16 protein-coding genes are annotated in these 19,460 nt (G+C 72.4%); 10 read left to right on the top strand and 6 right to left on the bottom strand.

All coding sequences use genetic code 11. The features are described 5' to 3' along the window. Positions 1-43: 43 nt before the first annotated feature. The 4 genes from H4696_RS27710 to H4696_RS27695 all read left to right on the top strand — a co-directional run bounded on the left by H4696_RS27710 (position 44) and on the right by H4696_RS27695 (position 6,576). A complete protein-coding gene (locus H4696_RS27710) occupies positions 44-2,125 on the top strand; it encodes a hypothetical protein (RefSeq protein WP_086859156.1) in 2,082 nt (693 codons plus the stop codon). Between the two features lie 3 nt (positions 2,126-2,128). After that, a complete protein-coding gene (locus H4696_RS27705) occupies positions 2,129-2,728 on the top strand; it encodes a hypothetical protein (protein WP_086859155.1) in 600 nt (199 codons plus the stop codon). 2 nt (positions 2,729-2,730) lie between these two features. Continuing rightward, positions 2,731-3,732, top strand: a complete 1,002-nt coding sequence (locus H4696_RS27700) for a C40 family peptidase (protein WP_086859154.1) — start codon at positions 2,731-2,733, stop codon at positions 3,730-3,732. Between the two features lie 2,658 nt (positions 3,733-6,390). Next, positions 6,391-6,576: a hypothetical protein gene (locus tag H4696_RS27695; protein ID WP_125306997.1), complete on the top strand. Its 186-nt coding sequence runs from the start codon at positions 6,391-6,393 to the stop codon at positions 6,574-6,576. Here H4696_RS27695 and H4696_RS27690 read toward each other — a convergent pair. After that, positions 6,573-7,517 carry a nucleotide-binding protein gene (locus H4696_RS27690; RefSeq protein WP_192782572.1) on the bottom strand — a complete coding sequence of 315 codons (945 nt, stop codon included), beginning with the start codon at positions 7,515-7,517 and terminating at the stop codon, positions 6,573-6,575. The genes H4696_RS27695 and H4696_RS27690 overlap by 4 nt on opposite strands. Positions 7,518-7,647: 130 nt before the next feature. On the opposite strand from H4696_RS27690, the gene H4696_RS27685 reads away from it, so the two are divergent. Next, on the top strand, positions 7,648-9,048 hold the full coding sequence (locus H4696_RS27685) for an RNB domain-containing ribonuclease (RefSeq protein WP_192783079.1): 1,401 nt from the start codon (positions 7,648-7,650) through the stop codon (positions 9,046-9,048). Beyond that, on the top strand, positions 9,045-9,818 hold the full coding sequence (locus H4696_RS27680; protein WP_086865193.1) for a helical backbone metal receptor: 774 nt from the start codon (positions 9,045-9,047) through the stop codon (positions 9,816-9,818). Before H4696_RS27685 ends, H4696_RS27680 begins: the two co-directional genes overlap by 4 nt. On the opposite strand, the gene H4696_RS27675 is transcribed toward H4696_RS27680, so the two are convergent. Next, entirely contained in the window at positions 9,815-10,312 is a 498-nt protein-coding gene (locus H4696_RS27675) for a hypothetical protein (RefSeq protein WP_086865194.1), read from the bottom strand. The two genes, H4696_RS27680 and H4696_RS27675, sit on opposite strands and share 4 nt — an antisense overlap. A gap of 300 nt (positions 10,313-10,612) precedes the next feature. Here H4696_RS27675 and H4696_RS50320 point away from each other — a divergent pair, with 300 nt between their 5' ends. Further along, on the top strand, positions 10,613-10,954 hold the full coding sequence (locus H4696_RS50320) for a hypothetical protein (protein WP_225955821.1): 342 nt from the start codon (positions 10,613-10,615) through the stop codon (positions 10,952-10,954). Between the two features lies 1 nt (position 10,955). Here the strand turns inward: H4696_RS50320 and H4696_RS27665 are convergent, their stop codons facing one another. Then, on the bottom strand, positions 10,956-12,383 hold the full coding sequence (locus H4696_RS27665; protein ID WP_086865195.1) for an aldehyde dehydrogenase family protein: 1,428 nt from the start codon (positions 12,381-12,383) through the stop codon (positions 10,956-10,958). After that, the gene (gene gabT, locus H4696_RS27660; RefSeq protein WP_086865196.1) at positions 12,380-13,735 is read right to left on the bottom strand and encodes a 4-aminobutyrate--2-oxoglutarate transaminase; all 1,356 of its coding nucleotides are present in this window, start codon (positions 13,733-13,735) and stop codon (positions 12,380-12,382) included. Before gabT ends, H4696_RS27665 begins: the two co-directional genes overlap by 4 nt. A gap of 100 nt (positions 13,736-13,835) precedes the next feature. On the opposite strand from gabT, the gene H4696_RS27655 reads away from it, so the two are divergent. Next, the gene (locus H4696_RS27655; protein WP_086865197.1) at positions 13,836-15,275 is read left to right on the top strand and encodes a PucR family transcriptional regulator; all 1,440 of its coding nucleotides are present in this window, start codon (positions 13,836-13,838) and stop codon (positions 15,273-15,275) included. A 99-nt stretch (positions 15,276-15,374) separates the two neighbouring features. On the opposite strand, the gene H4696_RS27650 is transcribed toward H4696_RS27655, so the two are convergent. Together H4696_RS27650 and H4696_RS27645 are read right to left on the bottom strand one after the other, a co-directional pair. Then, a complete protein-coding gene (locus tag H4696_RS27650; protein ID WP_086864621.1) occupies positions 15,375-16,079 on the bottom strand; it encodes a cache domain-containing protein in 705 nt (234 codons plus the stop codon). 35 nt (positions 16,080-16,114) lie between these two features. After that, on the bottom strand, positions 16,115-16,849 hold the full coding sequence (locus tag H4696_RS27645; protein ID WP_086864622.1) for a FadR/GntR family transcriptional regulator: 735 nt from the start codon (positions 16,847-16,849) through the stop codon (positions 16,115-16,117). Between the two features lie 111 nt (positions 16,850-16,960). Here H4696_RS27645 and H4696_RS27640 point away from each other — a divergent pair, with 111 nt between their 5' ends. Both H4696_RS27640 and H4696_RS27635 read left to right on the top strand, forming a co-directional pair. Further along, positions 16,961-18,382 carry a gamma-aminobutyraldehyde dehydrogenase gene (locus tag H4696_RS27640; RefSeq protein ID WP_086864623.1) on the top strand — a complete coding sequence of 474 codons (1,422 nt, stop codon included), beginning with the start codon at positions 16,961-16,963 and terminating at the stop codon, positions 18,380-18,382. Between the two features lie 8 nt (positions 18,383-18,390). Further along, positions 18,391-19,458 carry an ABC transporter ATP-binding protein gene (locus H4696_RS27635; protein ID WP_169735177.1) on the top strand — a complete coding sequence of 356 codons (1,068 nt, stop codon included), beginning with the start codon at positions 18,391-18,393 and terminating at the stop codon, positions 19,456-19,458. Positions 19,459-19,460: the final 2 nt, after the last annotated feature.

Raw genomic sequence — 19,460 nt, 5'->3', positions numbered from 1 at the left:
GCCGAAGGCCCGCGGCCACGCGGGCGACCGCGGAGCGTGCGGCATGAACACGCTGCTGACGTTGGCGGTGCTGCTGGCGCTGGCCGCCGGGTGGCGGGCGCTGAAGCGCCGTATCAAGGCCGGTGGGCCGGCCCGGCGCGTGCCGAGCCGCAAGGCCACGATGTTCGCCGTCATGCTGGTCCTGGGCCTGCAAGCGATCGCCACGGCCCCCGCGGCCAGCGCCGCGGCCTGCGGCGAGGCGCCGAACCCGGAACGCCCCGGTGCCGGCATGGTCGGCGCGATCGACCCGCCCGAGGGCCACGGCGAACCGAACAGCGCCTACATCGACTACAGCTACGCCGGCATGGTCTGGAACACCTTCGAGACCAACTGCACGGCGCTGAACCTCACCCCGCCCGGGTCCACTTTGGACACCTGGGGTGGCAACCAGCTGTTCAACCTGGGCAAGAACATCGTGGGTGCGACCAACTCGCTGCACTACACGGTGCTCGAGGGCGGACTGCTGAACCCGATCTACAACGCCGTGAAATCGGGTGCCGAAAAGGTCTACAACAACATCTACGCCCAGCTGTTCGGCCTGGTGGCGCTGATCCTGTCGATCATGCTCTTCCGCAACATCTGGCGGGGTGACCTGGCCGCGGTCAGCAAACGGGCGCTCTACGCGCTGGCCGGGGTGTGGCTGGCCGCGTCGTCACTCGCGATGCTGCGGTACTTCGACCCGATCGACAAAGCGATCGTCCAGACCACCACGAACATCCAGGCCGGGTTCGTCGACGACAGCGGTGACCGGATCATCCGCGACATCCTGCCGACCCAGCTCCACACGCAGATCGTCTACAACAACTGGCTGCGCGGGGAGTTCGGCACGCCGACGGCGCCGCAGGCCGAGCAGTACGGCAAGCCGCTGCTCGACGCCCAGGCGTTCACGCGCAACCAGCTCGTGAACGGGGACGACGGCAACCAGGCCGTCATCGACGGCAAGAAGAACGCCTACAAGGACATCTCCACCAAGCTCGGCCCCGCGACCGGCTACTTCACCGGCGAAGCCGGCGGTCGCACCGGCGCGGGCTTCCTCTCCCTCGGCCAGGCCCTCGTCTACTCCCTCTTCCAGCTCCTGGCCAAGGCAAGCGTCCTGCTCGCCCAGGTCCTGATCCGCCTCTTCGCGCTCACCGCGCCGCTGATCGGGCTCATCGCCCTGCTGCACCCGGAGATCCTGCGCCGCGTGCTCAAGGTCGCCGGCGGGGTCGCGTTCAACCTCGTCGTGCTGTCGGTCCTCGCCGGCGTGCACGCCCTGCTGCTGCAGGCCATCTTCGACGCCGGCAACTCGCTGAACATGCTCACGCAGATGGTGCTCGCCGGGCTGATCACCGTGCTGCTGTTCATGGTCGGGCGGCCGGTGCGGCGGCTGTGGCAGATGGTCGAGATGTCGGTCAGCATGGTCGGCGCCGCCGTGCCGTCGCCCGGGGGCGGGATCTTCTCCCGCTTCAAGCGCAACCGCAACGGCCCGACGCCGCAGGACGAGTTCTGGCAGAACGTGCGCGACACCGACGACGTCGTCGACGGTGAGCAGCGCGGGCCGCTCGGGGCGACCGCCGGGGGTGGGCGGTTCCGGCCGGAGGCCACGATCTTCGCCAACGCCCAGCGGCTCGACAACGCTTCGGGCGCGGCCCGCCCGGCCGCGGCCTGGTCGGGGGCCTGGCCGGGTGCTGTCGGAGGCGGCGGATCCGCGGGCGCGCTGCCCGCGGGCGGCCGTCCCGGCTCGCCGGTGTTCGGCCAGTACAACCCCGCCAACGGCGACCCGGGCGACTACGTCGTCGTCGGCGCCAACGGGCGGCCGACCACCAGGGAGGAGAGCCGGCGCGTCGACACCTCGCCGGTGGCCGACCGGCGGTGGAACGACGAGCCCGAGCCCGTCGTCGTGCCGTCCGACCTGCGCGCACCCGAGTCCGGGTTCAGCGACTACCCGGCGCAGGACGCGCCCCGGGCGCCGGGGGTGCGCGCCCAGCCGCGTCGCGTCGACCCGGAAGTCGTCGCCGGCAAGCCCGTCTTCGTGCTGTACCGGCCTTCGCGGGGCATCGAGGTCCGCGAAGAACCGCGGGACACCGACCAAGTCATGGGGCGGTGACCGATGCCGATCCGCACCAACCGCGGCCGCGCCGCGGTCTACCGGCGCCTGTGGGGCTGGCCGCTGCGCTCGCCGCGCCACCTCCTCGGCGCGCTCGTGTTCCTCGCGATCCTCGTCACCGCGCTCGGCATCGTGCTGCCCAAGGTCGTCGGCAAGCCGCAGGCCAAGGCGTCGCCCACGACCGGGACCACGACGTCGGTCACCAAGACCGCGCCGGGCGCCGCCGCGCCGGTGCCGACGTCGAACCTGCCGACACGGCTCTCCACGCCGCTGGCCACCCCGACCCCGGCCCCGCCGAACGCCGACGCCATCCGCGTCGCCAAGGAGTGGGCCGCGGCCTGGGTGAACCACCCGGCGGGCATGACGTCCGACCAGTGGCTCGCGCAGCTGAAGCCGTTCACCACCGAGGAGTACCTGCCGGTGATGGGCACGGTGGACCCGGCGAATATCCCGGCGACGAAGGTGACCGGTGACCCGGTCGTCGGCACGTCCTACCCGAACTCCGTGCAGCTGACCATCCCGACCGACGGGCCCAAGCTCGCGATCACGGTCATCAGCACCAACGCCGGCTGGCGCGTCGCCGACTACGACCAGGCGAGCTGAACGTGCGGCGCCTGGGGTTGTGGCTGGGGCTGATCGTGTTCGTCGCGATCGGCGCACTGGCCGTGACCGCGGTCGCCGCGAAGGTCGTCATCGACAACCAGCAGGCCCAGGCGGGGGGCATGTCGCTGATGAGCTGCGACGCCTCGGTCGGGCCGACCCAGCCCGGCCAGGGCGAGCGCGGCACGGTCGACGCGTCCAAGCTCGACGACGAGCAGCGCGGGCTCGTCGCGGTCATCATCTCGATCGGCAAGCAGCGCTCGCTGGCGCCGCGCGCGTGGCAGGTCGCGATCCAGGCCGGGATGACCGAGTCCGGGCTGCACAACCTCACCTACGGCGACCGCGACTCGCTCGGCATCTTCCAGATGCGCCCGTCGATGGGCTGGGGCACGGTCGCGCAGGTCACCGACCCGACGTACCAGGTCAACAAGTTCTACGACGTCCTGCTCGCGGTGCCGGACTGGGAGAACAAGCGCCCGGGCGACGCGGCGCAGGCGGTCGAGCGGTCGGGCTTCCCGGACCGCTACCACAAGTGGGAGCCGATGGCGGCGACGCTGGTGGAGAACGTCGGCCAGGTCGTCGACGTCGTCGCCTGCGGCACCGGGCTGGGCCAGCTGCTGCCGCCGAGCCAGGCCGCGGCGAAGGCGATCAGTTTCGCGCTCGGCGAGCAGGGTAAGCCCTACGTGTGGGGCGCCACGGGCCCGAACTCGTACGACTGTTCGGGGCTGATGCTCCGCGCGTACGAGTCGGCCGGGATCATCCTGCCGCGCGTGTCCCGCGACCAGTACCACGCCGGCGCGTTGCTGCCGGTCCGCGAGGCACAGCCGGGCGACCTGATCTTCCTGGCCACCGATCCGTCGGACCCGAACAGCATCCACCACGTGATGATGTACCTGGGCGACGGCAAGGTCGTCGAAGCCCAGCAGACCGGCGTGCCCGTGCACACGCGGCCGTTCAAGTTCGACGAGGCGGAAGTCGTTCCGCAGGCGGTCCGCCCCGGCGTTTAGCATGGGTCGCAGAGGGCCTTGACACGAATCGGCCGATTCACCCGACGTCGCGGCGCTTTCCACGAGCAGGCGGCCGCGTACTGGCAGAGGATGAGCACGTGGGACGTAAATTCGGCAAGCGAGGCAAGTCCGGCGGCGGCGAGCCTCGGGACCCGGCGTCGCTGTTCGGCGCGCCCCAGCCACCCCGGCAGTCGGCGCGCCCCGTGTCCAGCACGCCCCTCGCCGACCAGCTGAGCCAGGGCTACCCCGGCGTGGACGCGGGCTACGTTGTGCTGCCGAGGTCGTTGGCGGAGGGCATGTCCCTTCCGTGGCAGCACCAGATGGCGGCGCTGCTGGCCCAGTTCCACGCGGAGCACGCGCGGCTGGCGTGGCCGATCTACCGGGTGGTGCCTTCGCGGTACGAGAAGCTGGCGGACCTCGACGAGGAGCAGCTCGCGGAGGCGGGCTACCTGGTGGAGATGGACGCCGACGGGGAGATGGTTTATCGCGAGCGGAGCGGCCGGAAGGTCGAGGACCCGCTGAACACTACGGTGCTGGTGTCGTCCCTGGACCCGATTCCGAAGCCGGCGGCTCGTCCGGCTCCGCCGCCACCTGGGGCGCGTCCGGCGCCCGGGGCGCCGGCCCCGATGAACATCGGGCCGGCGCCGGTGTGGCGGACGGTGCCCCATCCGCCTCCGGCGCCTTCGGTGCCGGGGACGCCGGAGCAGCAGGTGCCTTGGGGACGTCCGGAGGAGGGCGGCTCGGAGCCGTCGTCGGCTCGGCATGCGGCACCGCCGGTGGCTGGTGGGGCGGCGGCTGCCGGGCCGCCTGCGGCGGAGGCGCGGCCGGTTCGGAGCGACGCAGAGGGTGGGCCGGTCTGGGCGGACGCGGAGGCTCGGGCGGTCCCGGCGGAGAGGCCGGACGCTGCCGCGGATGCGCGGTCGGTTCAGGCGGAGTCGCCTGAGGCTGGGTCGGTTCGGGTGGAGCGGCCTGAGGCTGCTGCTCGTCCTGAGGTTGCTGCGCCGCCAGATCGGGCGGAGTCGCGTGAGGCTGCTGTCCGTCCCGAGGTCGCCGTGCCGCCCGTCCGGACGGAGTCGTCTGAGGCTGCCGTTCGTCCTGAGGTTGCTGTGCCGCCGGTTCGAACTGAGCGTCCTGAGGTGGCTGCGCCGCTGGCTCGGGCGGAGTCGCCCGAGGTTGCTGCCCGTCCCGAGGTCGCGGCATCGCCCGCGCGCCCAGCTGAGCCCCAGCCCGCCCCTGCTGCGGAGGACTCTCCCGCGGCGGCGGTGGACAAGCCGGTCCACCCGATCCCGCCCGACTTCCAGGCCGGGCCGCCGACCATGCCCGCCGGTGTTGTGCAGCCGCGGCCGGAGGTGGCGCGCGTGCAGCCGGAGCTGCCAATCGCGCCGCAGCCGCCTGCTGAGCCGGAGCCCCCGTCGCCGGGGGCACCTCCCGCCGCACTCGAGCGGGCCGATGAGTCCGCCGCCGAACGGTCGTCGGCTGAGGTTGAGGCCGCTGGCGAGTCCGGTCCCGCGCAGGCGCAGGCCGCCGAACCGACCTCGGATGCCGATTCGGAGTCGCCGGGGAGCGAGCAGGCACCCGACGGTTCAGTCACAGCATCCACCCCAGGCCAGGTTCCGGGTGCGCACCTCGAAAGCCCGGCCGCTACGCAGGAACAGATTCCCGCGCACGGAGAGGGGCTGGCTCCCGAGTCCACTCCGGCTGCCGCACAGGAGCCGCTTCCTGAGAGCGCCCGGCTGCCTGGAACGTCTCCGGGGCCGGTTGCCGCGGACAGTCCGGTGCACGCACAAGGAACACCCTCCGACCCCGCCCCGGCTCCATCGCACGGTCCTGCTGCGCAAGGACCGACTGACTCGAGCCCGGTTGCCCCGCCAGTGCCCGGTCCCGTCCCGGTTTCGTCGCAGGACGAGAGGTTTAGCCCTGCGGGCGCGCAAGGACGGGCTGACTCGAACCTGGCGGCCCCGCAGGGGCCGTTGCATGGGGCGGTTCCGGCTCCTGCGCACGCCACTTCGCAGGAGCAGCCTGGCTCCGCCCCGGTTTCATCGCAGGGCGAGGGGCTCAGCCCCGCGGCCGCACAGGGCCCAGCCGCCCCGACCACACCGCAAGGCCCGCTCCCTGCATCGACTCCGGCGCAACCCGCCCAGCAGGGGCCGCTCCCTGCATCGACTCCCGCGCAACCCACTCAGCAGGGCCCGTTCCCCGGATCAGCCCCAGCGCAACCCGGCCAGCAAGGCCCGTTCCCCGGACCAACCCCGCCGCAACCCACCCAGCAAGGGCCGCTCCCAGCCCCGCCTCAACCACCGGCCCCGGCCCAAACCCCCCGCCCCAAGCCGGTCTTCCCCGGCCCGGAGTCCACCCCCCAGCCGTTCCCGGCCCGCCACGCCGCCCCCGCGCGCCCGGTCTTCCCCGGCCCCGGCACCCTGCCGCCCGTCCCGCCCGCCGGCGCGCGTCCGATCTTCCCCGGCAAGGACACCCCACTACCCCAGCCCACAACACGCCAAGAACCCGAAACCCCACCCCGAGGCACCCCCCGCGGCTGGTTCGACGAACACCCCGAACAGCAGGAAGAACCCCAGGACTTCGGGCCCACCGGTCAACCCACCGAGATCCCCTACAAGTACAAGCGCTGACAGCCGGCCGAGCACCTGCCACGCTAGGGACATGTCCAAAGATCCGAACCCGGACCAGGGGTGGTACTACAACACCCGCACCAACCAGGTCGAGCACCTCGAACGCAGCCGCAGCGTCGACCTGCTCGGGCCCTACCCGGACGAGGCCACCGCACGGCGGGCGCTCGACATCGCGAGGGAACGGACCCGGCAGGCCGACGCCGCCGACGACGACTAGACCGGCAGCTGCGGGCCCAGGACGAACTCGGGGTCCACCTGCGCGGCCAGGTCCGCGCCTGCCCAGGCGTGGGCGTTGCGCAGGTGGAACTCCACCGCCTGGCGCTGGTAGCGGGCCCAGTCGCGCTGCTCCGCGTCCACCGTCGCCTGCATCGAACGCAGCGTCGCGAGGTTGCGGGGCTCCAGCTCGCTGATCGGGCGGGCCGTGCCGCGCTCCGCCGCGCGGACGTGGCGGGACGCCGACAGCCAGCCCAGCAGTGCGTCGCCGACCTGGTCCTGCAGGAACTCGACGTCCTCCGCGTCCGTCACCTTGTTGCCCACCACCACGAGGCGGACGCCGAAGTCGCGGGCGTAGTCCGCGTACTGGCGGTACACGCCGACGCTGCGCACCGTCGGCTCGCACACCAGGAACGTCACGTCGAACCGCGTGAACAGGCCCGAAGCGAACGCGTCCGCGCCCGCCGTCATGTCCATCACGACGTACTCGCCGTCCACGTCCACCAGGTGGTTGAGCAGCAGCTCCGCGGCTCCCACCTTCGAGTGGTAGCACTTGACGCCCAGGTCGTCCTCGTCGAACTGGCCGGTGACGCCGAGCCGCACGCCGCCCAGCTGGCGGAAGCACGTCGAGAAGACCGGGTTGTCCTCGAACGGCCGGACCAGGCGGGAGCCGCGGCCCGGTGGGGTCGTCTTGATCATCGACGCCGCGTCGGGGATGCGCGGGTTGTCGCCGCGCAGGTAGTCCTTGATCAGGGCCATGTTGTCGCCGAGCGTCGGCCAGGCCAGCGCTTCTTCCTCGGTCGCGCCGAGCGCCACGGCCAGGTGCTGGTTGATGTCGGCGTCGATCGCCAGCACCGGCAGGCCGGCGTCGGCGAGGTACGCGACGAACAGCGACGAGAGCGTGGTCTTGCCGCTGCCGCCCTTGCCGACGAACGCGATCTTCACGGTCGGGCACCTTTCTGGAAACGAAGACGGTTTTCATTATTGCCGGACCCAACGTACACCCGACCGGCCCGCGCCCGATCGGGCGATCATCGGCCCCTTCCGGGGTTAGGGTTGGGGGGTGCCTCCCCTGGTGATCAGGACACACTCGGCGGGCGGGGACTTCGGCCCCCTGCGCGCCGAGTTTTCGCTGCCGGAGTCGTTCGGGCCCGACGTGCTGGCCGAAGCGGAGGCGGCGGTGCTCGACCCGCTGGCCGAGCCTCGCGAGGACGCGACCGGGCTGCCGTTCGTCACCATCGATCCGCCCGGGTCCAAGGACCTCGACCAGGCGATGGTCGTCGAGAAGACCGCGCACGGCTTCCGCGTGCACTACGCGATCGCCGACCTCGCCGCGTTCGTCCCGCCCGGCGGCGCGCTCGACCGCGAATCGCGCATGCGCGGGCAGACGCTCTACCTGCCCGACGGGAACGTCCCGCTGCACCCGCCGGTGCTCTCCGAAGGCGCCGCGAGCCTGCTGCCCGGCGAGGTCCGGCCCGCGGTGCTCTGGACCATCGAGACCGACGAAGCCGGCGAGCCGACGTCCACCCGGGTGCGCCGCGCGCTGGTCCGGTCCACCGAGCAGTTCGACTACGAGACGGTGCAGGCCGCGCTCGACGCCGGGAACCCGCACCCGTCGGTGGCGGCGCTGCCCGAGCTCGGCCGGCGGCGGCGCGAACTGGCCGTGCGCCGCGGCGCGGTCGAGCTGCAGCTGCCGGAGCAGGAGATCAGCGGCAACCCGGACGGCGGCTGGGTGCTCGCGCGCCGGCCGCGAACGGTCGTCGACGCATGGAACGCCGAGATCTCGCTGCTCACCGGGATGGCGGCGGCGCAGATCATGATCGACGCGCGGGTCGGCGTCCTGCGCACGCTGCCCGACCCGGAACCCGAGGCCGTGGACTGGCTGCGCCGGTCGGCCGAAGCGCTGGGCATCGCCTGGGCGCCGGAAGCGACCGTTTCCGAGTTCCTGTCCGCGCTCGACCCCGGGCAGCCGGCCTCGATGGCGCTCTACGCCGACACCACACGGCTGCTGCGCGGCGCGGGCTACACGGCGTTCGACGGCGAACTGCCGGCGCTCACCACGCACGCGGGCATCGGCGGCGCGTACGCGCACGTCACGGCGCCGATCCGGCGGCTGGTGGACCGGTTCGCCACGGAGATCTGCCTCGCCGTTTCGGCGGGCCGCGAGGTGCCCGCGTGGGTGCGCGCGGCGCTGGCGGACGTGCCGGAGCGGATGAGCGCGTCGGACACCCTCGCCGCGAAGGTCGAGCGGGCGTGCATCGACCAGGTCGAGGCGTGGGTGCTGGCCGAGCACGTCGGCGGCGAGTTCAGCGCGGTGGTGCTGCGCGCGGACGAGAACAAGGCGGAGATCCTCGTCGAAGACCCGACGGTGATGGCGAAGTGCGCGGGGGAGAAGCTCACCGCGGGGGAGCGGATCGGCGTCCGGCTGACCGCGGTGGACGTCGAGCAGCGGAAGGTGTCGTTCGAACGCGCATGACCCACCTCGTCGACGACCTCGGGGAGCCGGTGCCGCTCGAAGGCCCGGCCTCACGCGTGGTTTCGCTCGTGCCGTCGGTGACCGAAGCGGTCGAGGTGAGCGCGCCCGGCCGCCTCGCCGGCGCCACCGACTACTGCACGCACCCGTCCACTTTGGACGTCCCGCGGGTGGGCGGGTCGAAGTACCCGAAGCTCGACCGGGTCCTGGACCTCGCGCCGGACCTCGTGCTGGCCAACTCGGAGGAGAACCGCCAGGAGGACGTGGAACGCCTGCGCGCCAACGGGATCCCGGTCTGGGTGATGGCCGCGTCGGCGTCCGTGCCGGCCGCGCTGGGCTCGCTGCGCCGGATCCTCACCCAGGCCTTCGAGCTGGAAGAACCGGACTGGCTGGTCTCGGCGGAGGAGCTGTGGCGCGAGACCCGGCCGGTGCGTTTCCACGCGGTGGTCCCGGTCTGGCGCAAACCGTGGATCGTCCTGGGCCGCGACACTTTCGGCGGCGACGTCCTGCGCCGCGTCGGCGTGGCGAACGTCTACGCGGGTTCCGGCGAGCGCTACCCGCGGCCGGACGTCGAGGAACTGCGGGCACACCTGCGCGCGGACGCGGACCTGCTGGTGCTCCCGGACGAGCCGTACCTGTTCACCGCGGAGGACGGCCCGGACCACTTCCCGGACGCGCGGTACGTCCTGGTCTCGGGGCGGCACCTGACGTGGTACGGACCTTCGCTCGTGGAGGCGCACGCCGCGCTGACCGAAGCGCTGGGAGACGGCTAAGCCCGCAGCCAGGCCTCGAGGCGGTCGAAGTACTCGCCCGTCAGGCCGGTGTGCGCGTCGACCGGGATCAGCTCGGTGGACAGGCCGGCGCGCCGGTCGAGGAACGCCTCCCGGGCGGCCGGGAACAGGTCGAAGTCGTCGTCGAACCAGGCCAGCGGCCGGCCCGCGGCGAACCGGGCCACCGGCCCGAACTTCCACGACGGCTGCGGCCCGGCGAACTCGACCACCGGCAGCGGCGGCAGCCCGATCGCCGGGCCCACCTGGCGGTTCGCCCGGTGTTCCCAGCTGGTCGCCCAGGCCAGTTCGGCGTTCGCGGCACCGGCCAGCGCGAGTAGCGCGGGGCCGTGGGCGGGGTTGAGCCAGATCCGCAGCCGCTTGCGGCTCCAGCGGGAGATCCGCAGCCGGTGCTCGAGGTAACCGGCGGGCTTCGCGTGGCGCGCCGCGGCCCACGGGCTCAGCGGGCCGTCGACGTCGAGCAGGATCAGCGGTCTCACCTCTGCTTGGTAGCCGCTTCCGGCTCCGGGAGCAAGTGATTGCGTCCGAGGCAGAGCACATGGGTCCGGAGCAACACCACCGTGATCCGCACCGGCGACGGCCTGATCCTGGTCGATCTCGGCATCGAAGGCGCCTGACTGGACGCCCTCGCTCACCGCGGCGTCCCTGTCATCGCCGGTTTCTGCACACACCCGCTCTGGGATCACCTGGTCTGGCACTCCCGCTTCGGCGACGTTCCGCGCTACGCCACCGCCGCCTGCGCGAAGGTTGGCGGAGAAGTCCGGGAACGAGCGCAGGCCATGGCGGCCGAGACCGCGACCGGCGTGCCGCTCGAGCTGATCGGGCTCCTCACCCCGCTGCCGGCGGACGGCGGGCCCGTGCCCGGCGAGGTCGTCGAGCACGAGGTGTGCGCCGTCGGGCACGCCGCAGTCCTGCTCGCCGGCGACATGCTCTCCGACGTCCTGATCCCGCTCCTCGACCCCCGCCGCACCGGGCAGCAGGAGGCCTACGAAGCCGCGCTCGAACTGCTGGGCAAAGCCGCCGAGCACGTCGCCGCCCGCTTCGCCACCGATCGCGCCTACCTCGAAGCGCTGCGGCGCGGCGAAGAGCCCGCTGACGAGCGCTGGGGAAAGCGCCGGTAGCTCAGAGCGTCAGTCCGGTCAGGACGGTCACGCGCTCCTCGGTGAAGTCCGCCATCGCCGACGCGGGGCCTTCGCGGCCGACGCCGGAGTCCTTCACGCCGCCATACGGCATCTGGTCCGCGCGGAAGCTCGGCACGTCGCCGACGAGCACGCCGCCCACCTTCAACGCCGCCGACACCTCGAACGCCGTCGGGAGGTCGCGCGTGAACACACCGGCCTGCAAGCCGAAGCGTGAAGCGTTGATGCGCGAAACGCCCTCGGCGACCGAAGCCACCCGGACCAGCGAAACCACCGGCCCGAACACCTCCTCGGCCATCACCGACGCGTCCTCGGGGACGTCCGCCAGCACCGTCGGCTCCACGGTGGCACCCGAGTGCCCGCCGCCGGTCAGCAGCCGGGCGCCCGAAGACACCGCCGAAGAGATCCAGGATGAGACGCGCGAAGCCGCGTCCTCGTTGATCAACGGACCGACGTCGACGCCGTCGGCCCGCGGGTCGCCGGTCCGCAGCGCCTTGACCTGCTCGAGCACCTTCTCGACCAGCGCGTCGAAGACGTCGGTGTGCGCGTAGACCCGCTGCACCGAGATGCACGACTGGCCGGCCTGGTACATCGCGAAGGTGGCGATCCGCTGTGCCGCGAAGTCGAGGTCCGTCCAATCGGGACAGACGAGGACCGCGCCGTTGCCGCCGAGTTCCAGCGCCACGTGCTTGCGCGGGACGCGGTCGCGGATGGCCCAGCCGACCGGGACCGAGCCGGTGAACGACACCACCGGCAGCCGCGGGTCCTCGACCAGCCGCGACGACGTCTCGTTGTCCACCGGCAGGATCGACCAAGAGCCCGCCGGCAGGTCCGTCTCGGCCAGGATTTCGCCCAGCAGCAACGCCGTCAGCGGCGTCGCGGGCGCGGGCTTGAGCACGATCGGCGCGCCCACCGCGATCGCCGGGGCCACCTTGTGCGCCACCAGGTTGAGCGGGAAGTTGAACGGCGTGATGCCCAGCACCGGCCCACGGGGCACGCGCCGGACCAGCGCGAGCCGTCCGGTGCCGCCGGGGTCGGTGTCGAGACGCTGCAGCTCGCCCGAGAACCGGCGGGCTTCCTCGGCCGCCCAGCGGAACGTCGAGACCGCGCGGCCGACCTCGCCGCGCGCCCACTTCAGCGGCTTGCCCGACTCGGCCGTGATGAGCTGCGCGATCTCCTCGGACCGCTCGCCCAGCGCGCGGGACACGTGGTCCAGCGCGCCGGCGCGGACGTGCGCGGGCAGCGTCGCGAACTCGTCGGCGACGTCGTGCGCGGCCTGCACCGCGGCCTCGACGTCGGAGGGTGAAGGCACGAAGTGCGAGCCCGCGGAAGAGCCGTCGAAGGAGTGCCGGACGGCCGCGGTCGCGCCGCCGGTCACCGGCTTTCCGGCGACCCAGAAGGGGAAAGTCATGCGAGAGCCTCCGTACGGACAGCGTGCTCGAGGACCGAGAGGCCCTCGTCGAGCAGGTCGTTGGACAGGGACAGCGGCGGCAGCAGGCGGACGACGTTGCCGTAGGTGCCGCAGGTCAGCACCACCACGCCCGCCCGGTGGCAGGCCGCCGCGACGCGCTTGGTGAGGTCGGCGTCCGGCTCCGAAGAACCAGGCTTCACGAACTCCGCGGCCAGCATCGCGCCGCGCCCGCGGACGTCGCCGATCACACCGGTTTCCGAAGCCAGCGCGCGCAGCCGCGGCAGCACGACGCCTTCGATGCGCTTCGCCGACTCCGCCAGGTTTTCCGCCTTCATCGTCTCGATCGAGCCGAGCGCGGCGGCGCAGGCGATCGGGTTGCCGCCGTACGTGCCGCCGAGACCGCCCGGGCCGACGGCGTCGAGCAGTTCCGCGCGGCCGGTGACGGCGGACAGCGGCAGGCCGCCCGCGATGCCCTTGGCCGTCGCGATCAGGTCGGGCACCACGTCCTCGTCGGTGGAGGCGAACCAGGAACCGGTGCGGCAGAAGCCGGTCTGGACCTCGTCGGCGACGAACACGACGCCGTTTTCGCGGCACCACGCGGAAATCGCGGGCAGGAAGCCGCGCGCGGGCTCGATGAACCCGCCTTCGCCCTGGATCGGCTCGAGGACGACGGCGGCCACCTGGTCGCCGCCGATCTGCTTCTCGATCCGGTCGATGGCCAGCGCGGCCGCCTCGGGGCCGGGCAGGCCGTCGCGGTACGGGTACGAGCCCGGCACGCGATAGACCTCGGGCGCGAACGGGCCGAACCCGTGCTTGTAGGGCACGGACTTCGCGGTCATGCCCATCGTCAGGTTGGTGCGGCCGTGGTAGGCGTGGTCGAACACGACGACGGCCTGGCGCCCGGTCGCCGTGCGCGCGATCTTCACGGCGTTCTCGACGGCTTCGGCGCCGGAGTTGAACAGCACGGACTTCTTCGCGTGGTCGCCCGGCGTCAGCTCCGCTAGTGCCTCGCAGACCTCGACGTAGCCCTCGTACGGCGTGACCATGAAACAGGTGTGGGTGAACCAGCACGCCTGCTTGCGGACGCGGTCGACGACCGCGGGCGCCGAGTGCCCGACGTTGGTCACCGCGATGCCGGAGCCGAAGTCGATCAGGACGTTGCCGTCGGCGTCGGTGAGCAGCCCGCCGCTGGCGGAGGTGACGTAGACGGGCAGCACCGAGCTGACCCCGGCGGCGACGGCGTTCGCGCGGCGCTCCTGCAGCTCGCGCGAGACGGGGCCGGGGATCTCGGTGCGCAGCGTGCGCTGCCGGGGCGCCGGGGCCTGCGGCTCGGCGGTGGTGCTTGCGGTCACGGCGTGCTCCTGGAAGTCGGGGGACGTCCTCAGGATGAGTGGTTACCGGACGGTCGTCAGGTGGCCGTTCTGCACAAATCGCAGCGTAGAATTGGCCGTTATGGCACTGACGCTGGCCGCGCTGGCCGCCGACCGCCCGCTCGGGCTGCGGGTGCTGACCGGCGAGGACGTCCTGGACCGGCCGGTCGGGTGGGTGCACCCGACCGAGCTGACGGACCCGCAGGCGTTCCTCGAAGGCGGCGAGCTGCTGCTGACCACCGGCCTGGCCCTGGACGAAGAGACGTCGCCGGCCTACGTGCGCCGGCTGGTGGCCGCGGGGGCCGCCGGGCTCGGCTTCGGCGTCGGGCTGAGCCACGACAGCGTGCCGCGGTCGCTCGTGTCGACGGCGGCCGAAGTGGGGCTCCCGGTGCTGGAAGTGCCCCGCGAAACGCCGTTCATCGCGATCACGCGCGCGGTTTCGCGGGCGGTGGCGGCCGACGAGTACGCGGCGACGGTCCGGATCGGGCGCGCCCAGCAGGAGCTGACCCGCACGGCGGTCGGCAAGGGCGGGCCGCCGGGGGTGCTGCGCAAGCTGGCGAAACTCGTCGACGGCTGGGTGCTGCTCTTCGAACGCACCACGGTCGTCGAATCCGCGCCGGCGAGCGCGCGGGCGTACGGCGCTTCGCTGCGTGAGGAGCTGGAGCGCCTTCGCACCGGCACGCGGGTCGTCGTGCTCGACGGGCAGGAAGTCGTGCTGCAGACGCTCGACACGAGCGCGCGCCGGGTGCTCGCGGTCGGCGCGTCGCTCGACACCGCGGCGCACCACATCGTCAACACGGCGGTGTCGGTGCTTTCCCTGGCCCTGGAACAGGATCGCGCGCAGGCCGCGGCGCGCCAGGCGTTGCGCACGGGAGTGCTGGAGCTGCTCGCCGGCGGCCAGGCCGACCTGGCGCTGCGGGTCCTGACCGCTTCCGGGGCCGAGGTGCTGGCCGCGCCGTGGCCGGTGCTGGCGTTCACGGGCGCGCCCGCCGCGCGGCGCAAGCTGCTCGGCGCGCTGGAGAACGAGCCGGTCTTCGCGGCGCGCCGGGGTTCGTCGGTGGTCGCGGTCGGCCCGGCCGACGCCGTGACGGACGCGGCGCTGCGGATCGGCGGCCTGCACGGCGGGCTGGCCGGTCCGGTGTCCCCGGCGGACTTCGCGGCCGGCCTGGAGCAGGCGGAGCTGGCGGCCGGGGTGGCGGCGGCGGAGGGCAAGCTCCTGGTGTCGGCGGCGGAGCACACCGGCCGCGGCCTGCTCTCGCTGATCGAGCCCGCGGTGGCGCAAGCGTTTGCGCGCGGGGTGCTGACCCCGCTGCGCGCCCACGACGAGACGGGCCGCGGCGACCTCGTGGATTCGCTGCGCTGCTGGCTGGAACACCACGGCCACTGGGACACCGCGGCGGCGAGGCTCGGCGTCCACCGCCACACGCTGCGGAACCGGATCAAGAAGGCGGAGGAACTGCTCGGCCGGGACCTCGACGCACCCGGCGTCCGCGCGGAACTGTGGGTGGCGCTGCATGCCTAGCCCCAAGCGCCCCAATGTGGCGTTCGGTGCGTCAGACGCACCGAACGCCACATTGGGTGCGTTGGACGCAACCAACGCCACATTGGGGCGCTGTGGCCCCTAGCCGGTGACCAGCACGATCGGCGAGTCGCCGCAGCGCCGCAGGCCGGGCCCGGGTTCCGCGCCCGCCGACCACCACGCCGGGACGTCGGCCTCCCGCACCAGCGAGCCCGTCGGCTGCCGGACGCTGTTCGACACGATCACCCGCCCCTGCGCGTTCAGCAACGCCGCCCCGCGCCCCAGCGCGCGCAGCCGGGGCCGCACCGCCCGCTCGAACTCGCGCACGTACACGTCCGCCCCGACCACGCCCGCGAAGGCGCCCGAGAGGAACACCGGGATCGTGAACGTCAGCGTGTACTCGTCGGTGCACAGGTAATCGACGTACGGGCCGTTGATGTGCCGCCGCCCGGTGTCGCGCGGGACCGTGAACCACGACTGGCGCGTGTAGTCGAGGAAGTTCTCGCTCCCCGGGTCCAGGCTGATGAACAGCTGGGACGGCGGTGAACCAACCGTCCACCACTCGAAACCGAACTCGGAATCGGTGAGCACGCGGGGCGCGCTGACGAAGCCCGCGCCGACGATGAGCCCGCCCAGTGCCTCGGTGACCTGCGGGCGGATCCGGTGCAGCGCCGCCGCCGACGGGGACTCCGCCAGCACCGACTCGGCCGCCGCCAGCAGGGGCTTCAGGCGTTCGAAGACCCCTTCGACCAACGCCGAGACCTGCTCGACGACCTCGTCGCGTGTCAGCGTGCGGGTGTCGTTCACGGTGCTCACCTCGGATGCGCGGAATAGGGCGGAGTTTACGGGGCGAGCAGGCTGAGGTGCACGTCCGCGAGCCGGTCGAGCGCGCCGAGGAGGTGTTCCTCGGTGAGCTTGCGGGCCAGTTCGCCGTCGGCCGCGTCGATCGCGGCGGTGATGGCCGCGTGCTCTTCGCAGGAGTGTGCCCCGGGCTCCAGCGGCAGCCACAGCAGGCCGCCGAGTTCGCTCTGCAGGTGGACCTCCTCGTGCGTGAGCCGCGGGGACTGCGCGGCCGCCGCGACCTCCAGGTGGAACTGCCGCTCCGCCCGGGTGAAGTCGATGCCGTGGGCCGTGCGGAGGTCGTCGGTCGCCAGCCGCAGCCGGGCGATGTCCTCGGGGGAGCTGCGCTCGGCGGCCAGCTTGGCGGCGGCACCGGCGATCGCGAGGTAGTGGTCGCCGACGTCGCGAAGGTCGGACAGCGACACCTCGCGCAGCCGCGCGCGCCACGCGTCCGACGGCGGGTCGGCCGGCGCACGGACGAAGCTGCCGCCGCTACGGCCCCGGCGCGTCTCGACGAGCCCCTGCTGGCGCAACGCCACGAGCGCTTCCCGGACCGTCACGGTCGAGACGCCGAACTGCGCGGCCAGGTCGGCCTCGCTGGGCAGCTGCTCCTCGTCGGCCAGGAAACCCAGCGTGATGGCGTCGACCAGCCGCGCCGCCACCGCTTCCGCCCGCCCGACCTGGCCGAGCGGCGCGAACATGGCGGACCGCGCGCTGTGCGACATGCCCTGGCGCATCGTGACCCTTCGCTGTCGGGAGTACCCGTTCGCACCAATCTTGCCTGATCCTCTTGTCCTATTACATATGAACTCATATGTTTTAGCTCCCGCCAGCACCGAGGAGACACCGTGCAGGAGCTGAAGCACTACGTCGGCGGCGCCTACGTCGAGTCCAAGTCGGGCCGGACCGCGGAGATCGTCGACCCGGTCACCGGGCGGCCCTACTGCACCGCGCCGATCGCCGGACCCGAAGACGTCGACAACGCGCTGCAGGTCGCCGCGGCCGCGTTCGAGACCTGGCGCGCGACGACCCCCGCCCAGCGCCAGCTCGCGCTGCTCAAGATCGCCGACGCGCTCGAAGCCCGCGCCGACGAGATCGTCCGCGTCGAGTCCGCGAACACCGGCAAGCCGATCGCGCTGACCACGGCCGAGGAAATCCCCATGGTCCTTGACCAGGTCCGCTTCTTCGCCGGAGCCGCGCGCGTGCTCGAAGGCCGGTCGGCCGGTGAGTACATGGAGGGCCACACGTCCTTCGTCCGCCGCGAGCCCGTCGGCGTGTGTGCCCAGGTCACGCCGTGGAACTACCCGCTGCTGATGGCCATCTGGAAGATCGCGCCCGCGCTCGCCGCCGGCAACACGATCGTGCTCAAGCCGTCCGATACCACCCCGGCGTCGACGCTGCTGCTGGCCGAGATCGCCGGCGAGTTCCTGCCGCCGGGCGTGTTCAACGTCGTCTGCGGCGATCGCGACACCGGCCGCGCGCTGGTCGAGCACGACATCCCGGCGATGGTGTCGATCACCGGCTCGGTCCGCGCCGGGATCGAGGTGGCTCGCAGTGCCGCGAACGACGTCAAGCGCGTACATCTCGAGCTGGGCGGCAAGGCGCCGGTCATCGTCTTCGGCGACGCCGACCTCGAAGCCGCCGCCGAAGCCATCGCGGTCGCGGGCTACTTCAACGCCGGCCAGGACTGCACCGCCGCCACCCGCGTCCTGGTCGCCGACGACGTCCACGACAGCTTCGTCGCCGCACTCACCCGCCAGGCGCAGGCGGCGAAGACCGGCAAGCCCGACGACGAAGACGTCGCCTTCGGCCCGCTCAACAACGCCGCGCAGCTGGAGAAGGTGTCCGGGTTCATCGACCGGCTCCCGGATCACGCGACCGTCCACTGTGGCGGCCACCGCGCCGGAGACGAGGGCTACTTCTACGAAGCCACCGTGGTTTCCGGCGTCCGCCAGGACGACGAGATCAGCCGGAACGAGATCTTCGGCCCGGTCATCACCGTCCAGCGTTTCACGGACGAAGCCGAAGCGCTGAAAGCGGCGAACGCCGTGCAGTACGGCCTGGCGTCGTCGGTCTGGACCCGCGACCACCAGCGCGCCATGCGCGTGTCGGCGAAGCTCGACTTTGGCTGCGTCTGGATCAACACGCACATCCCCCTGGTCGCCGAGATGCCGCACGGCGGGTTCAAGAAGTCCGGCTACGGCAAGGACCTCTCGCTCTACGGCCTCGAGGACTACACCCGCGTCAAGCACGTGATGAGCGCACTGTGAGGCTCGCGATGCCCAACCAAGCACCGTCCGGCACGCGGGAAGAGCCCGCGGCGCCCGAGAGCACGCGCCCGGCGATCCGGCTTTCCGGGCTGCGCAAGCACTTCGGCGACGTCCACGCGGTCGACGGCGTCGACCTCGACATCCCGCCCGGCGAGTTCTTCTCCATGCTCGGCCCGTCCGGCTCCGGCAAGACGACGGTGCTGCGCATGATCGCCGGCTTCGAGCTGCCCACCGAGGGCACGATCGAGCTCGAAGGCCGGGACGTCAGCCGGCTGGCGCCGTTCGAGCGGGACGTCAACACGGTGTTCCAGGACTACGCCCTGTTTCCGCACATGACGGTGCAGCAGAACGTCGAGTACGGCCTGAAGGTCAAGCGCGTCCCGAAGCCGCAACGCCGGGAGCGCGCGCTCGAAGCGCTGAAGACCGTGCGGCTGGCGGACTACGGCTCGCGCAAGCCCGCGCAGCTCTCCGGCGGGCAGCGCCAGCGCGTCGCGCTCGCCCGCGCGCTGGTCAACCGGCCCAAGGTGCTGCTGCTCGACGAACCCCTCGGCGCGCTCGACCTCAAGCTGCGCCAAGCGATGCAGCTCGAGCTGAAACAGATCCAGCGGGACGTCGGCATCACGTTCGTCTTCGTCACCCACGACCAGGACGAAGCCCTCACCATGAGCGACCGCATCGCGGTGTTCAACGACGGGAGGATCGAGCAGGTCGGGCCGCCCGAAGAGGTGTACGAGCGCCCCGCCAGCGCGTTCGTGGCCGGCTTCGTCGGGACGTCGAACCTGCTCGGCGGGCGCGGCGCCGAGACCGTCATCGGCCGGCCGGGTCTGTTCAGCATCCGGCCGGAGAAGATCCGCATCGACGGCGAGCTGTCCGAGCCCGCCGCGGTGGGGGACACCAGCGCGACCGGCACGGTCACCGACGTCGTGTACGCCGGCGCGACCGTGCGGTACGCCGTCGCGCTGGACGCCGGGGGACAGCTCTCGGTCGTCCGGCAGAACACCGACGGCACCGCCGGGTTCGGCGACGGGCGCGTCCGGCTCAGCTGGCGCGACGAACACAGCTTCCAAGTCCAGTAGTT

Source organism: Amycolatopsis lexingtonensis, assembly GCF_014873755.1.
Lineage (GTDB): Bacteria > Actinomycetota > Actinomycetes > Mycobacteriales > Pseudonocardiaceae > Amycolatopsis > Amycolatopsis lexingtonensis.
This window is presented reverse-complemented; position numbering and strand designations above follow the sequence as displayed.

Bases quoted from the DNA above. Each gene is read 5' to 3' on its own strand.
- H4696_RS27695 (WP_125306997.1), top strand. From the start codon at position 6,391: ATGTCCAAAGATCCGAACCCGGACCAGGGGTGGTACTACAACACCCGC.
- H4696_RS27635 (WP_169735177.1), top strand. From the start codon at position 18,391: ATGCCCAACCAAGCACCGTCCGGCACGCGGGAAGAGCCCGCGGCGCCC.
- H4696_RS27665 (WP_086865195.1), bottom strand. From the start codon at position 12,383: ATGACTTTCCCCTTCTGGGTCGCCGGAAAGCCGGTGACCGGCGGCGCG.
- H4696_RS50320 (WP_225955821.1), top strand. From the start codon at position 10,613: ATGGCGGCCGAGACCGCGACCGGCGTGCCGCTCGAGCTGATCGGGCTC.
- H4696_RS27645 (WP_086864622.1), bottom strand. From the start codon at position 16,849: ATGCGCCAGGGCATGTCGCACAGCGCGCGGTCCGCCATGTTCGCGCCG.
- H4696_RS27710 (WP_086859156.1), top strand. From the start codon at position 44: ATGAACACGCTGCTGACGTTGGCGGTGCTGCTGGCGCTGGCCGCCGGG.
- H4696_RS27705 (WP_086859155.1), top strand. From the start codon at position 2,129: ATGCCGATCCGCACCAACCGCGGCCGCGCCGCGGTCTACCGGCGCCTG.
- H4696_RS27680 (WP_086865193.1), top strand. From the start codon at position 9,045: ATGACCCACCTCGTCGACGACCTCGGGGAGCCGGTGCCGCTCGAAGGC.
- H4696_RS27655 (WP_086865197.1), top strand. From the start codon at position 13,836: ATGGCACTGACGCTGGCCGCGCTGGCCGCCGACCGCCCGCTCGGGCTG.